This is a genomic window from Flavobacterium flavipigmentatum (assembly GCF_020911905.1).
GTDB lineage: Bacteria > Bacteroidota > Bacteroidia > Flavobacteriales > Flavobacteriaceae > Flavobacterium > Flavobacterium flavipigmentatum.
This window is the reverse complement of sequence record NZ_CP087133.1, coordinates 2826547-2840674: the sequence shown is the minus strand read 5'-3', so window position 1 is coordinate 2840674 and position 14128 is coordinate 2826547. Positions and strand designations below refer to the sequence as shown.

Genomic DNA, 14128 nt, shown 5'->3' with positions numbered 1-14128 from the left:
GGATTTAATTCTAAAATTGACTAAACAAATATAATTCAAAAATTTAATTTAATAATTCTTTTGCGTGGTTTAATGCCGAATCAGAGATGTTTGCACCAGAAAGCATTTGCGCGATTTCTACGACACGCTCATCTTTTGATAAAAGTTTCAATTCTGATTGCGTATCGTCATCAATGGTAGATTTGAAGACTTTAAAATGCGACTCGCCTTTGGCAGCAATTTGTGGTAAATGTGTAATAGCAAAAATTTGCATGGTAGCACTCATTTCTTTCATGATTTCTCCCATTCTAATGGCAATTTCACCGGAAACTCCAGTATCAATTTCGTCAAAAATCAAGGTTGGCAACTTAGAATATTGTGCCAAAATTGCTTTTACAGCCAACATAATTCGCGACATTTCTCCTCCCGAAGCCACTTTTTTCAGCAATCCGAAATCGGTCCCTTTATTCGCAGAAAATAAAAATTGCAATTCGTCTTTTCCGTTTTGGAAATACGTTTCAGATGGCAAGAGCTCAATATTAAAACGTACATTGGGCATGCCTAAAGTTTCTAAAATAGCGATTAACCTGGCTGATAAAACCGGAATGGCTGTATTTCTATTTTGATGAATTGTTGCTGCAAAAGCATCCAATTCTTGCGTTTTTAAATCGATAGAATTGGTTAATGAAGCAATTTCTTCTTCAATATTTCCTAATTCTAAAACTGAATTTTCTAAATCAGCCTGAATTTGCAATAATTCGTCAACAGTAGTAACCTGATGCTTTTTTTGCAAATTATAAATCAATTGCAATTTTTGACTGATAAATTCTAACTGAGTTGGATCATTTAATAATTTCTCTGAACAATTTTGAAGCTCTCTGGAAACATCATCAAATTCGATTGTCAGGCTGGTAATTCTTTCAAATAAAACTTGATACTCCGAAGAAAAAGGAGCGATTTTTTGCAACGAAGCCTTAATTTCGTTCAGATTATGAAAAACACCAAATTGCTCTTCGTTGGCAATTATCAAAGATTTATCAATAGATTCTTTAATAATTTCTACATTATTCAGCTTTTCAAAATCGGCTTCGAGTTCTTCCTGCTCACCCGATTTTAGCTTTGCTACAACCAATTCATTCAATAAAAAAGTATTGTATTCCTGCTCTTTTCCAGCATCACTTTGCTTTTTCAACAAAGCATTGAGTTTTGACTTCTCTGATTTGTACGTTTTTAAAAGCTTTTGATAGGATGAAATAACTTCTGTGTTATTTGCAATGGCGTCAATAATTTTAAACTGAACACCTTCATCAGAAAGTTCTTGTGTTTGCTGTTGCGAATGAATATCGATCAAAAAAACGCTCAATTCCTGCAATTCCTGAAGATTTACAGGGCTGTCATTTATAAAAGCACGCGATTTTCCCGAAGGCAAAATTTCACGTCTAATAATCGTTTCCTCCTCATAATCAAGATCATTCACTTCAAAAAAAGATTTTAAATTGTATTTAGATATTTCGAATTGTGCTTCGATAACACATTTTTCTTCTTTGTTTTTTAAAGAAGTTAAATCTGCTCTTTTTCCCAGCACCAATCCTAAAGCGCCCAATATAATAGATTTACCAGCACCTGTTTCACCCGTAATTATCGAAAACCCTTTTGAAAAATCAATAGAAAGTTTTTCAATTAGTGCATAGTTTTTAATCGAGAGCGAAGTAATCATATAGCGTAAAAGTAAAAAATTATTGAAGTAGGTAATGGCTTAAAAAATCAACTAATATTTGATTTGGCTCCATTTGACAGCGTTAAGAGGCGAAACTTTGCCTAATGTTTCTTTCAAATCTGTAATGGCAATACTTGGACCACCTGAAAAAACAGAAACAATCTCATCTGACTTAGAATCAAAAAAGACTCTGGTAAGAAAGGCATTCGGTTTAACCGAATTTAGCTTTGCTATCAATAAAAGCGATGATTTCATTTTTTCCTTGGCACTTTTTAAATCCTGACTCATGGTATCTAATCCTGAATGATAGCCGAAAGCAGTTTGACGCAAATCTGAATAAGTAGGCGACAATATATCATTTATTAGAAAATAACGATTTTGAAGACCATCAGACTGGTTCCAGCCTTTTGAACCGCCTTGTTGAGCAACATTACAGATATTTTGAGCAATCTCAAAATAGCGATTTCCAGAACCCAACTGAAAAGTATCGGCATCCAAGCCTAAAATCATATAACTGTAAAAAGAAATTACAGAGACCAAATTAGACTCAAAAGTAGCCGGATTGAACAATAAAGGCTCGTATTCTGTATATCTAAAGTTTAAATCTTTATCACTAAAATTAAAAATCGGAGACGAATAAGACGAATTGTAAATCAATCTGGACGATTGTACCTGTATCGTTCCCGCAAATTGATCTGAATTTGCAGAAGAAAGTGTAATGTACATCGAACAATTGATTCGCTCGTTTGGGTTTAGCACAGCTCCTGTCCAATCTGTTTTGTTTATAAATTCAGCCAAAGCCGTTTGCAACGTTTTGTACACTTGCTGATTGGGATTTGGTAATCTTTCAGAATTTATAGTAACCGTACAGTTTAGCTGTTGCGCCTGAGTAAAGCCAAAGATTAAAAATACTAAGAAAGTAACTAATTTATTTTTCATAGAAATGCGAAATCACTTTGTTTAAAATATCAACTGCAACTGACTCTTTTGATTTTAATTCCATTGGCTCAATTTGAAATGAGTTGTCAATAAAAGTAACTTTATTAGTAGGTTTTTGAAAACCTGCTCCTTCATCCTGCAATGAATTTAAAACAATCAAATCTAAGTTTTTTTTCTGAATTTTCAACTTAGCATTCTCAATTTCATTTTCAGTTTCTAAAGCAAACCCAATTAAAAACTGATTTTTTTTAATGGCTCCTAATGAAAGCAAAATATCTTTTGTCTTTTCGAGTTCTATCGAAAAAGTCTCCGGAGCTTTTTTTATTTTTTGAACAGCAACGACTTTTGGCTTATAATCGGCTACAGCCGCGGCTGCAATCGCTACATCTACTGCATCAAAATGCAAATGGCATGCAGCATACATTTCTTCTGCCGAAACTACGTTTATAACCTCAATCGAGCTGTTTTTTGCTTTAAAATGTGTGGGTCCGGCTACTAAAACGACACTTGCGCCCAAATTTGCAGCTTCATTTGCAATATCAAACCCCATTTTTCCTGACGAATGATTACCTATAAAACGCACAGGATCTATTGCTTCGTATGTTGGACCGGCAGTAATTAGTATTTTTTTTCCTTTTAAAGGTAATTTGCTTTCTAAATCAGCTTCGAGAAAAGCAATAATATTCTCCGGTTCTGCCATTCTGCCTTCGCCATATAAACCACTAGCCAACTCACCGTTCTCAGCAGGAATCATTACATTACCGTACTGATGCAAAGCGGTAAAACTAGCAATGGTAGAAGGGTGTTTGTACATGTCTAAATCCATTGCAGGCGCAAAATAAACAGGACATTTTGCCGATAAATAAGTGGCTATTAAAAGATTATCGCAGTTGCCAGTTGTCATTTTAGACAAGGTGTTGGCTGTTGCAGGAGCAATAAGCATCAGATCTGCCCAAAGAGCCAATTCGACGTGATTGTTCCATTCAGCATTCTCGTCATCTTCATTAAAAAAACTGGAATGTACAGGATTTTTTGACAACGTTGATAACGTAAGTGGTGTTACAAAATCCTTAGAAGCAGGTGTCATTATCACTTGGACATGTGCACCTGCTTTTATAAAAAGTCGTACTAAAGATGCTGTTTTATACGCTGCAATTCCACCAGAAACTCCCAGTAAAATTTTCTTCCCGTTTAAAACTGACATTGTACTATTATTTGTTTGAACCTCTGTGGTACGTTTTACCATCTAACCACTCTTGTACCGCTAAAGCGTGTGGTTTTGGTAATTTTTCGTAAAATTTAGAAACCTCAATTTGTTCTTTATTTTCAAAAACTTCTTCAAGACTGTCATTATATGTCGCAAATTCTTCTAATTTCTCTGTCAATTCTTTTTTAATTTCAGAATTAATTTGATTTGCTCTTTTAGCCATAATGGTAATTGCCTCATACACATTTCCTGTTGGCTCTTCAATAACTGTTTTATTATAAGTTATTGTGTTTACAGGAGCATTCGTCTTTTTTAAATCCATGAATTTATTTTATTTAAATTTTTGTAAATCTGTTTCCACTCTGGCATTCATCTCGTCTGCCTGTTTTTTGTATTTGCTGTTGCTGTTAAATTTTACCAAATTGCCGTAAGCAACTTTAGCAGCATTTAAACGATCCTGCATTTTTGACTGAACACTATTAATGGCCAATTGGTATGCCGAATCGAATTTGTAAAAAAGCGCATCCTCTTTGAAAATTGTTCCAGGAAAATCAGCAATAAAATTATCAAAAGCAATCAATGCCGACTTGTAATCTGAAATCGTGTTGTATCCTTTTGCATTTTCGTATGCTTTTTTCTCCAACTTCTCGCTTAACATTTTTACCGCCTCATTGGCTTTTGGAATGTATTCTGAGTTTGGATAATTATCAATAAAAGCCTGTAATTTCTCTAATGCTTTATTCGTATCTGTTTGATCTAAACTGTAAACCGGAGACAATTTTGAATAGCTGTAGGCACCTAAATAAGCCGCTTCCTGCACTTTTTCGCTTCTTGGATAACCCGAAACAAAACTTTCAAACTGATAACCTGCCAAGTAATATTGCTCTGTTTTGTAATACGCCTGCGAAAACATGTAAAACAATTTTTCGGCTTGTGGTTTTCCTCTATAACTAGGCGCTAATTGCTCAAAAAGCCTAATTGCTTTGTTGTATTTTCCTGCATCATACATTTTTGTTGCTATTTCAAATTTTGCTGCAACATCTTCGTTTTTTAACGCTTTCTGATAGTCACTACAAGAATATAAAAGGACAACAACAACCAATAGAGATACTATTTTTTTCATTTTATTACTTTTATTATGATTTCTTAGTCAATTGTGACTAAACAAAATCACACCGAAGTTTCGGTGGCAAATTTAGTTATTAATTTAGCTACTACAAAATATTTTTTTCTTTAATAAAATACAGCAAATTATGATTTTATCGAATACTGTTTTTTACAAATTCATTTAACCTGCCTGCCAGCGAATCGTCCACTGGTACCAAGGGCAAACGTACAGTATTATCAGCAATACCAAGGGCTTGAAAGACTTGTTTGATTCCTGCAGGATTTCCCTGTTCGAAAATCATATCGATGCAATCTGACAAAAAGTACTGCGTTTTGAATGCTTCATTTACTTTTCTGTTCAGTCCTAAACGAATCATTTCTGAAAATTCTTTAGGAAAACCTTGCCCAATGACCGAAATTACCCCTGCACCACCAGCCAAAACAATTGGCAAAGCGATCATATCATCGCCAGAAATGACAAGAAAATCTTTTGGCGCATTTTTTATCAATTGCAACGCTTGCGCCATATCACCCGCTGCTTCTTTTATCGCCACAACATTACTAAAATCATTGGCCAGACGAATTACCGTAGAAGGCAACATATTACTCGCTGTTCTTCCCGGAACATTGTACAAAATTACCGGTACAGGAGACGCCTCTGCTATGGCTTTAAAATGCTGATAAATACCTTCTTGAGTAGGTTTGTTATAATAGGGAGAAACGGAAAGAATAGCTTCGAAAGCACTAAAATCTCTGGTTTTTAATTCTTCTACAATTTGCATAGTATTATTTCCTCCAACTCCAAGAACCAAAGGCAATCTTCCTTTATTTGTATCGATTACTGTATGGATCACCAACTCTTTTTCAGCTGAAGTAAGTGTAGCATTTTCGGCTGTGGTACCCATAACAACCAAATATTCAACTCCTCCGTCTATCGAAAAATTGATGATTCGGCGTAAAGCTTCTATATCTATTGAGAAATCTTTTTTAAATGGCGTCACAAGTGCAACACCAGTCCCTATTAATGATTGCATATTCTAATTTATAATTTATTTTATGTTACTTAAATACTTAAACAATTCTGAAACGAAAAGTTTATAATTTTCTAAAGGAATGGCTATCATCCAGCGGTTAAAACGCAAATCAATTGAAGCAAATCCTACTTTAAATTTTGCTTTCGATTTTTGTGTTACCATCATCAAAGCGGTCTTTTCGACATCATAATAACTAATCAAAAGATCAAATTCTGCAGCGATAAATTCATTCAAAAAAGTGGGTTCAAATTCCCCTTTCCAATTCATTTGCTTTTTTCCAAAAGTAGCTAAAACGTATTCTTTTTTCTTTTTGAATTTATCTCTGTACACCACTATCTTTATATTTTCCGGGAGAATTCCATTCAGAATAAGCTCTTTCTGCAAAGCTTTAGTATGCCTAAAATTGCTTTCATCAACCAGTAAACCAATAGTTTGTATATTACTGGTAAAGACTTCGTTTTTTACAATATGCAAGTTTTTATTTAATGTTTTTTTTACAAAAAATTCCTTTATATAATTTAAAAACATAGTACTTTTACCAAATTACAAAATTAATTATTTAAGTCTCATTTAAGATGGTAAATCTAGAAAAGTATAACGGGTTTTTAAAACTTTTTGTTATATTCTTAACACTTTTTTTTACTTTTTCCTGCACTCACAAGAGTTACAACCTCACAAAAATTGAAGGAAAGCAGCTTCCGGTAACCGAAAAAGAAGCACAAACTACTGAAATAGAAAATTTTATAAAACCATATCGCGAACATATCAATAAAGATTTAGATAATATTTTAGCTTACTGTCCCGAAACATTAGAAAAAAGTTCTGGCAAATGGCAAACCAGCATTGGGAATCTTATGGCTGATGTTTGTTTGCAAAGAGGAAATATTGTTTTTAAAGCAAGAGAGAAAAAAGAGATCGATCTTTGTCTTTTAAATCATGGTGGTATTCGTGCCATTCTTCCAAAAGGAAATGTAACCACCAGAACTGCTTTTGAAATCATGCCTTTTGAAAATAATTTGGTCGTTTTAGCTCTTAAAGGAACACAAATTACAGAAATGGCGACTTACATCATTAAAGAAAAAAAGCCACACCCTTTGGCGGGTGCTACTTTTACGATCTCAAAAAACAATATTCCTACCAATATAATGATTCAGGGAAAACCGCTTGATTCTGATAAAATATATTATGTTGCCACCAATGATTATCTGGCCAACGGTGGAGACAACATGAATTTCTTTAAAACCAATGTCGCCAAATTTGATTTGAATTATAAACTTCGAAATGTATTGATTGATTATTTTAAGGAAGTAGATACGATTCCGATTGCGAAAGACATTCGAATTACAGAAGAGTAATTTTTCTATTTTTAATACCATACCGATAAAAATTCAGACGTATTTGTCTAAAAATATAGCCATGAAAAGAAGAGAATTCATTGAAAAAACAGCTGCTAGTACCGCATTATTAAGTTTAGGATTGTCCTTGAGCAGTTTTGAAACCAGCGATATAAAACACCTGACTATTTTGCACACCAACGATGTGCACAGCCATATTGATCCTTTTCCTGCCGATGATACCCGTAATGCTAACAAGGGTGGTGTTGCGCGTCGTGCAGCACTTATTGAAACAATACGAAAAGAGAATCCAAATGTACTTTTGCTTGATGCGGGTGATATTTTTCAGGGAACTCCGTACTTTAATTATTATGGAGGTGAATTGGAGTTTAAACTGATGAGCATGATGAAATACGATGCTTCGACTATAGGAAATCATGATTTTGATAATGGCTTGGATGGTTTGTATGCTCAAATGCCGCATGCTACTTTTGAATTCATCAATTCGAATTATGATTTTAAAAATACCGTAATGAATGGCCTCGTAAAGCCTTATAAAATCTTTAATAAAAACGGAATAAAAGTAGGCGTTTTTGGCGTTGGAATCGAACTCTCCGGATTGGTAGACAAGCAGATGTACAAAGAAACTGTATATAATGATCCTGTAGAAATTGCGCAGGACATGACACAATTATTAAAAAAAGAAGAGAAATGCGATTTGGTTATTTGTCTTTCGCACTTGGGATATAGCTATCGCGACGACTCTTCAAAAATTTGCGATTTGAAACTAGCCGAACTAACTCAGGATATCGATTTAATAATTGGCGGGCATACGCACACTTTTCTGGACAAACCTACTGTTGCAAAAAACAAAGTAGGTCAGGATGTACTGATTAATCAAGTGGGCTGTTACGGAATTAATTTAGGCCGAGTTGATTTTTATTTCGATAATAATAAAGCACATACCAACCAAGGAAAATCAATTATTGTGTAACGTTTTTTGTTTTTTTAATTAATAAATAGCGCGTCATAAAATAATACGACAAAATCTGGCAAAGATCTTTAATCACCACCAAAATATCTGAAAAAGGATAATATTGACTAAAAATATAAAACAAGTCTGAAACGATAAAACAGACCGACATAACACTCATTACCAACGCAATATTGGTGCCTTTTGTAATGTATTCGATAAAAGAAACAATACTCAAAAAGCTTAAAATAAAGCCATAACCGCCATATTGTATCTTAAATTGACTCATTTTATCAAACTCTAAACTTAATATCGAAATTAGTAGATACGAAATAAATAGTATTATCATCAAAGTAGGCAAAAGATCTATTTTCTTAATTTTTATTTTGATAGAATCATCGATAAGAATCATTTTTAAAAGTATAAAATAAACAATCATAAAAGAGAAAAGAGATCCCATTTCTGAAATCTCTACATCCATCAAATCAAACACTTCGCCTAGAAAGCAACAGAAAAAAACCAGTCCTTCTTGCTTTGTAATTACATACTGATTACTTACCAAAAAGTAAAAAAATATAGAAGGCACCACGATGGTTTTGGCATACATCGCTACAAATTCAAGATTAAAAAAATCGAAAAAAAGAGTGGCGAATAAGGCTAAAAAGTACAGGATAAGTGAAGGCCTATTCGGTTTCATTTAGTTTTTTTATAAAATCATCCTCCGAAAGAATTGGAATATTGAGTTTGGTTGCTTTTTCAAGTTTTGCTGGCCCCATATTGTCTCCGGCCACAACAAAATCAGTTTTTGCAGAAATAGAACTTCCTACTTTGCCCCCATTATCTTCGATGGTATTTTTTAATTCATCTCTTGAAAACTGTGAGAAAACACCTGAAACCACAAAGGTTTTACCGACAAATTTTTCGGTGGCGTTAGGATTTATTTTTTCAACAATTTCAAACTGTATACCATGATTTCTTAATCTTTCAATTATACTTTGATTCTCATCGTTTTCAAAAAATTCGATCACACTTTTGGCAATTCTTTCGCCAATTTCATCTACCAGCACCAAATCCATTAAAGAAGCCTGACGTAAAGCATCAATATTTTTGTAATGTTTGGCTAATTTTTTGGCAACCGTTTCTCCGACAAAACGAATTCCGAGTGCAAAAAGCACGCTCTCAAACGGAATTTCTTTTGAATTTTGAACGCCTTTTACCAAATTTTCAGCCGATTTTTGCGCCATTCTTTCTAAAGGTAAAATCTGTTCTACCGTTAGTTCATACAAATCGGCATAATTATGAACCAATCCATTATTAAAAAGTAACGCTACTGTTTCACCTCCAAGTCCCTCGATATCCATTGCTTTTCTAGAAATATAATGCTGAATACGGCCAATAATCTGCGGAGGACATCCGTAAAAATTAGGGCAATAATGATTGGCTTCGCCTTCGTTCCTCACCAGCTCTGTTTCGCATTCCGGGCAATGTGTGATGTATTTTGTAACCTCTGAATTTTCAGGTCGTTTTTCTAAATCTACTGCAATGATTTTTGGAATAATTTCGCCTCCTTTTTCAACAAAAACAGTATCATGAATTCTAATATCCAGTTTTTCTATTTGATCAGCATTGTGCAAAGACGCTCTTTTTACGATCGTTCCAGCCAATTGTACAGGTACAAGATTGGCAACCGGAGTTATCGCCCCTGTGCGCCCAACCTGATAGGTTATAGAGTTTAGTTTGGTCGAAACCTGTTCAGATTTAAACTTATACGCCATTGCCCAACGAGGCGATTTTGCTGTATAACCCAGTTCTTCCTGATGCTGAATATCATTTACTTTTACCACCACGCCATCTGTTTCGTACGGTAATTGATGACGATGTGTGTCCCAATAATCGATAAAATCAAAGACTTCCTGAAGATTGTTTGCCAATTTTGCCTCCTGAGGTACTTTGAAACCCCATTTTCTGGCAGAATCTAATCCTTCAAACTGAGAAGAAAAAGGCAAATTATTTCCAGTAACAAAATACAATAAACATTCTAATGGACGCTTGGCAACCTCAGCACTATCCTGCAATTTTAGACTTCCAGAAGCTGTATTTCTAGGGTTAGAATAAGGCGTTTCTCCAATTTCAATCAGATCTTGATTCATTTTTTCGAAACCAGCAAAAGGTAAAATTATTTCTCCCCTGATATCAAATTTTTCGGGGAAGTTTCCTTTTAGCTTTAGCGGAACCGATTTTATAGTTTTGATATTATTGGTCACCTCATCACCCTGAAAACCGTCGCCTCGGGTTAAAGCCTGAACCAATTTTCCGTTTTCATATTTGATACTTATCGAAGCGCCATCATACTTTAATTCGCAGGTATATTGTAGCGCCACATTCCCTAAAACTCTTTGAATACGAGCTTCCCAGTCGATCAAATCTTCTTTAGAATAGGAGTTATCAAGAGAATACATTCGATACTCATGCGCAATCGTTTTGAAATTTTTGGTAATCGCACCACCTACTCGTTGCGTTGGAGAATTTTCATCAAAAAATTCTGGGTGCTTATCTTCTAAATCTTGAAGTTCTTTTAATTTTTTATCGAAATCATAATCAGAAATACTGGCATTATCAAGCACATAATAATTGTAATTGTGCTGATTGAGTTCTTCTCTTAAATTTTGAATGGTATCTTGAATGTTCATAAAGTATTGTAATGAAGCGAATTATAATTTGATGATCTGTACCTCAAAATTAGAACTATTTTATACATATTTATCAAAAAAAGTAAAGTTTTAAAAAAGTAAAAATCAAGTTGCAAAAAGATGCAACTTGATTTTCTCCATTTTCGTTTATTTAAAAAAATTAAACAAAAAACTAACTTCCAAATGGTCTTGTAAAACTCTAAATTTCACCTGACTTTAAACAAGTTACAAGATCAATCTAGATTATTTATGAATAATGATAAAATCTGAACGACGGTTTACAACATGTTCTTCGTCGGTACATTTTACACCATTTTTGCAATTATTTATTAATCGTGTTTCGCCATAACCTATAGCACTCTCGATTCTTGAAGCTTCAATTCCTTGCGAAACAATATAATCGCGTGTAGATTTTGCTCTGTTATCTGAAAGTTTTAAGTTATAAGCGTCCTTTCCTCGAGCGTCGGTATGTGACTCAATTTTGATGCGGATATTAGGAAATTTTTGCATTAAAAAAACCACTTTAGACAGTTCCTCTACTGCCAAAGGTGTGATGTCGAACTTATCAAAATCAAAATAAATAGGTTTTACATCTACTTTTTCTACCCCTTTACTTTTAACAACCAGATCATCATAATTAGTGAGCTGAAAATCGACATCTTCTATCTCTCCGCCATTTGTGCTTGCAGTCTGCACGGTTTTTTCATCATCACTATAATTCATCTTTGTTGCCACCAATCGTACTTTTTTGTCGCAAGGAGCCGAAATTACATATTTTCCCTCTGCATTGGTTTCAGTTGTGCCAATAGATTCATTGAATGCATTATAAGCAATGATCAAAACATCTGACAAAGGCAATTTTGATTTTGTATTTGTAGCAATTCCGGTAATTAATTGGTTGCAAACTTGTTTTCCTTTGATAAAAGAATAAATATTATCGTCACCTTTTCCTTCGGCACGATTTGAAGAAAAATAACCAAACCTACCTGCTGCATCAATAGTAAAAGCAAAATCATCCTTATTACTATTGATGGGTGTGCCCAAATTTTTAGGTTCGGCAAAAGTTTCATTTTCTAAAAAAGCACTTTGATAAATATCCAAATCTCCCAAACCGTAATGTCCGTCTGAGGAAAAATAAAGCACTCCATTTCTAAAATAAGGAAACAAATCGTTGCCAATCGTGTTAATTTTTGACCCCAAATTTTTTGGAGAACTCATGGTACCATCTGCTTCAATTTTTACAACGTACAAATCGGTTTCTCCGTAACCGCCAGGCATATCTGATGCAAAAAACAACCATCTTCCGTCTTCACTAAGCGCAGGATGTCCCACTGAATAATCAGTACTGTTAAAAGGAACTTTTTCAGAATTTACAAGCTTTCCGTCAACAATAGTGCCTTTGACGATCTGAAAATTATTGGTTTTAGATTCATCAATAACCAATTTATTTTTTTTGACAATATTGGTCGAATAATAGATTGTATTCCCGCTGCTATCAAAAGTTGCCGTTGCCTCATGATATTTGGTCATAACGTTGGGCAGGAACAAATTTTCGTTAAACAGGCTATTATCTGCGGTGTTTCGGTCAGCTACATATAAATTCAGGAATGGCTGATTGTTCCAGCTGTAGAGTTTTTCTCCAAAATTGGTGGTATCTCTCGCGGATGTGTATACAATTTTATCTCCATAAAAAGTGGCTCCAAAATCTGACTTACTCGTGTTGATTTCGAGATTTTTGATGTCGTAAAGCGATATTGTTTTGGCCAAACTATCCAACTGTTTTTTTTGAGTCACATATCGATTTATTTCTTTCTGATCTCCTTTTCTATTGAGATATTCTTTTGTAATTCTATCGGCGTTATCATAATCCATAACTCCTTTCATAGACTGAATGTAGCGTAGATAGTAAATATCTGTTAAATTATTTCCTTGCACTTCGTAGAGTTTTTTGTACCATTTGAGCGCATTTTGAGTATCAGAAATAAAATAATACGAATCGGCTGTATTTTTTAATGTTTGTGCAGAAGGTTTTTTGATATTCTGCAAACATTCTTCGTAAGCTTTTGACGCATCCAGATAAGAATAATTCTTAAAAAGTGCATCGGCTTTCTTTAAATTAGTCTGAGCAAAACAAATCGTAAAACTCAACACTAAACTTAGGCTATATAATTTTTTCATAAGTTGTCTTTTTAGAAGAATCGAGGAGATTTAATTTTGCTTTGATCTTTGTTAAACTGATAACGAAGGATGATTTCGTGCGAACCATCATTGTATTTGTTTAATTGGCTTATCGTGTAATCGAAGGAATATCCAAGATAGAAATTTCTCGAAAATTGAAAGCCTGCAAGTGCGCTCACAGATTCATCTGTTCTGTAAGAAGCTCCTATTACAAATTTTTCGGCAATCATAAAATTTGCAGAAACATCAGCAATGACTGGAGCACCAGTCACTGCTTTTACTAAAAAGGCGGGTTTGAATTTTAGATTCGGATTCAAATCAAAAACATAACCTCCCATAAAATAATAATGAAGTCTGTCGTAATTAACCGACTCTTGTACATCATCATAATAAGAGTTTCGAATAAAGCTAGGTATCGAAAGTCCTAAATACCATTTTTCGGTATAATAATAAACTCCGGCACCGATAGCCAAATTGATCTGATTGTTAATATTCTGATTCAGCAGAACATCATTAGGATCGTAAAACTTTCCTTTTGACCAATCTACATCGAGCATTCTAAAACCTGCTTTAAGACCAAACGCTAATCTTTTTTCGTATCCTAAAGGCAATGAATATGAAAAGTTTCCGTCAAGATATACTTCATTTGAAGGTCCTATTTTATCATTTACGATACTCAATCCTAATCCGATTTTTTCGTTTTGAAGCGGCGACTGAATAGAAAAGGATTGCGTTTGCGGCGCACCCGAAATACCTACCCATTGAGAGCGGTGTAAAAGTGTTGCCTCTAAACCTCCTGTAGATCCCGCATAAGCTGGATTTACAGACATTGTATTGTACATATACTGTGTGTACTGAGGGTCTTGCTGTGCGTGAGCATCAACCGTGATAAAAGCACATATTAAGACAAAATATGTTGCTAATGATTTTATATATAGTTTCATAACGATACTTATTTAGTTAAATTAAT

13 protein-coding genes are annotated in these 14128 nt (G+C 34.2%); 2 read left to right on the top strand and 11 right to left on the bottom strand.

The genetic code is table 11. From position 1 onward, the window contains the following. Window positions 1-43: 43 nt before the first annotated feature. From recN to LNP22_RS12310, 7 genes are all read right to left on the bottom strand, one after another. Entirely contained in the window at window positions 44-1696 is a 1653-nt protein-coding gene (recN, locus tag LNP22_RS12340; protein WP_229973715.1) for a DNA repair protein RecN, read from the bottom strand. Between the two features lie 51 nt (window positions 1697-1747). Beyond that, window positions 1748-2635, bottom strand: coding sequence for a type IX secretion system protein PorD (gene porD / locus LNP22_RS12335; protein WP_229973714.1), 888 nt, complete (start codon window positions 2633-2635; stop codon window positions 1748-1750). Continuing rightward, entirely contained in the window at window positions 2625-3839 is a 1215-nt protein-coding gene (coaBC, locus tag LNP22_RS12330) for a bifunctional phosphopantothenoylcysteine decarboxylase/phosphopantothenate--cysteine ligase CoaBC (RefSeq protein WP_229973713.1), read from the bottom strand. Before coaBC ends, porD begins: the two co-directional genes overlap by 11 nt. A 7-nt stretch (window positions 3840-3846) precedes the next feature. After that, on the bottom strand, window positions 3847-4164 hold the full coding sequence (locus LNP22_RS12325) for a DNA-directed RNA polymerase subunit omega (protein ID WP_007807938.1): 318 nt from the start codon (window positions 4162-4164) through the stop codon (window positions 3847-3849). 9 nt (window positions 4165-4173) lie between these two features. Then, window positions 4174-4965: an outer membrane protein assembly factor BamD gene (locus LNP22_RS12320; protein WP_229973712.1), complete on the bottom strand. Its 792-nt coding sequence runs from the start codon at window positions 4963-4965 to the stop codon at window positions 4174-4176. A 136-nt stretch (window positions 4966-5101) separates the two neighbouring features. Beyond that, window positions 5102-5983: a 4-hydroxy-tetrahydrodipicolinate synthase gene (gene dapA, locus LNP22_RS12315; RefSeq protein WP_229973711.1), complete on the bottom strand. Its 882-nt coding sequence runs from the start codon at window positions 5981-5983 to the stop codon at window positions 5102-5104. 15 nt (window positions 5984-5998) lie between these two features. Then, complete coding sequence (locus tag LNP22_RS12310; protein ID WP_229973710.1) at window positions 5999-6511, bottom strand: DUF6913 domain-containing protein; 513 nt, start codon at window positions 6509-6511, stop codon at window positions 5999-6001. 47 nt (window positions 6512-6558) lie between these two features. Between LNP22_RS12310 and LNP22_RS12305 the strand changes: the two genes are divergently transcribed. Together LNP22_RS12305 and LNP22_RS12300 are read left to right on the top strand one after the other, a co-directional pair. Continuing rightward, window positions 6559-7338: a 5'-nucleotidase C-terminal domain-containing protein gene (locus LNP22_RS12305; RefSeq protein ID WP_229973709.1), complete on the top strand. Its 780-nt coding sequence runs from the start codon at window positions 6559-6561 to the stop codon at window positions 7336-7338. A 61-nt stretch (window positions 7339-7399) separates the two neighbouring features. Beyond that, window positions 7400-8311: a bifunctional metallophosphatase/5'-nucleotidase gene (locus LNP22_RS12300; protein ID WP_229973708.1), complete on the top strand. Its 912-nt coding sequence runs from the start codon at window positions 7400-7402 to the stop codon at window positions 8309-8311. Here LNP22_RS12300 and LNP22_RS12295 read toward each other — a convergent pair. The 4 genes from LNP22_RS12295 to LNP22_RS12280 form a co-directional block, all read right to left on the bottom strand. Further along, entirely contained in the window at window positions 8301-8987 is a 687-nt protein-coding gene (locus tag LNP22_RS12295; protein ID WP_229973707.1) for a hypothetical protein, read from the bottom strand. The two genes, LNP22_RS12300 and LNP22_RS12295, sit on opposite strands and share 11 nt — an antisense overlap. Further along, a complete protein-coding gene (gene ligA / locus LNP22_RS12290; RefSeq protein ID WP_229973706.1) occupies window positions 8974-10980 on the bottom strand; it encodes an NAD-dependent DNA ligase LigA in 2007 nt (668 codons plus the stop codon). Before ligA ends, LNP22_RS12295 begins: the two co-directional genes overlap by 14 nt. A 243-nt stretch (window positions 10981-11223) precedes the next feature. Beyond that, window positions 11224-13158 carry an OmpA family protein gene (locus tag LNP22_RS12285; RefSeq protein WP_229973705.1) on the bottom strand — a complete coding sequence of 645 codons (1935 nt, stop codon included), beginning with the start codon at window positions 13156-13158 and terminating at the stop codon, window positions 11224-11226. Between the two features lie 11 nt (window positions 13159-13169). Then, window positions 13170-14102 (bottom strand): PorP/SprF family type IX secretion system membrane protein, encoded by a 933-nt coding sequence (locus tag LNP22_RS12280; RefSeq protein ID WP_229973704.1) that lies wholly within the window; start codon window positions 14100-14102, stop codon window positions 13170-13172. Window positions 14103-14128: the final 26 nt, after the last annotated feature.

What these genes read in the sequence shown, in the direction of transcription:
- recN (WP_229973715.1), bottom strand. Translation starts at nt 1,696, where the DNA reads ATGATTACTTCGCTCTCGATTAAAAACTATGCACTAATTGAAAAACTT.
- porD (WP_229973714.1), bottom strand. Translation starts at nt 2,635, where the DNA reads ATGAAAAATAAATTAGTTACTTTCTTAGTATTTTTAATCTTTGGCTTT.
- coaBC (WP_229973713.1), bottom strand. Translation starts at nt 3,839, where the DNA reads ATGTCAGTTTTAAACGGGAAGAAAATTTTACTGGGAGTTTCTGGTGGA.
- LNP22_RS12325 (WP_007807938.1), bottom strand. Translation starts at nt 4,164, where the DNA reads ATGGATTTAAAAAAGACGAATGCTCCTGTAAACACAATAACTTATAAT.
- LNP22_RS12320 (WP_229973712.1), bottom strand. Translation starts at nt 4,965, where the DNA reads ATGAAAAAAATAGTATCTCTATTGGTTGTTGTTGTCCTTTTATATTCT.
- dapA (WP_229973711.1), bottom strand. Translation starts at nt 5,983, where the DNA reads ATGCAATCATTAATAGGGACTGGTGTTGCACTTGTGACGCCATTTAAA.
- LNP22_RS12310 (WP_229973710.1), bottom strand. Translation starts at nt 6,511, where the DNA reads ATGTTTTTAAATTATATAAAGGAATTTTTTGTAAAAAAAACATTAAAT.
- LNP22_RS12305 (WP_229973709.1), top strand. Translation starts at nt 6,559, where the DNA reads ATGGTAAATCTAGAAAAGTATAACGGGTTTTTAAAACTTTTTGTTATA.
- LNP22_RS12300 (WP_229973708.1), top strand. Translation starts at nt 7,400, where the DNA reads ATGAAAAGAAGAGAATTCATTGAAAAAACAGCTGCTAGTACCGCATTA.
- LNP22_RS12295 (WP_229973707.1), bottom strand. Translation starts at nt 8,987, where the DNA reads ATGAAACCGAATAGGCCTTCACTTATCCTGTACTTTTTAGCCTTATTC.
- ligA (WP_229973706.1), bottom strand. Translation starts at nt 10,980, where the DNA reads ATGAACATTCAAGATACCATTCAAAATTTAAGAGAAGAACTCAATCAG.
- LNP22_RS12285 (WP_229973705.1), bottom strand. Translation starts at nt 13,158, where the DNA reads ATGAAAAAATTATATAGCCTAAGTTTAGTGTTGAGTTTTACGATTTGT.
- LNP22_RS12280 (WP_229973704.1), bottom strand. Translation starts at nt 14,102, where the DNA reads ATGAAACTATATATAAAATCATTAGCAACATATTTTGTCTTAATATGT.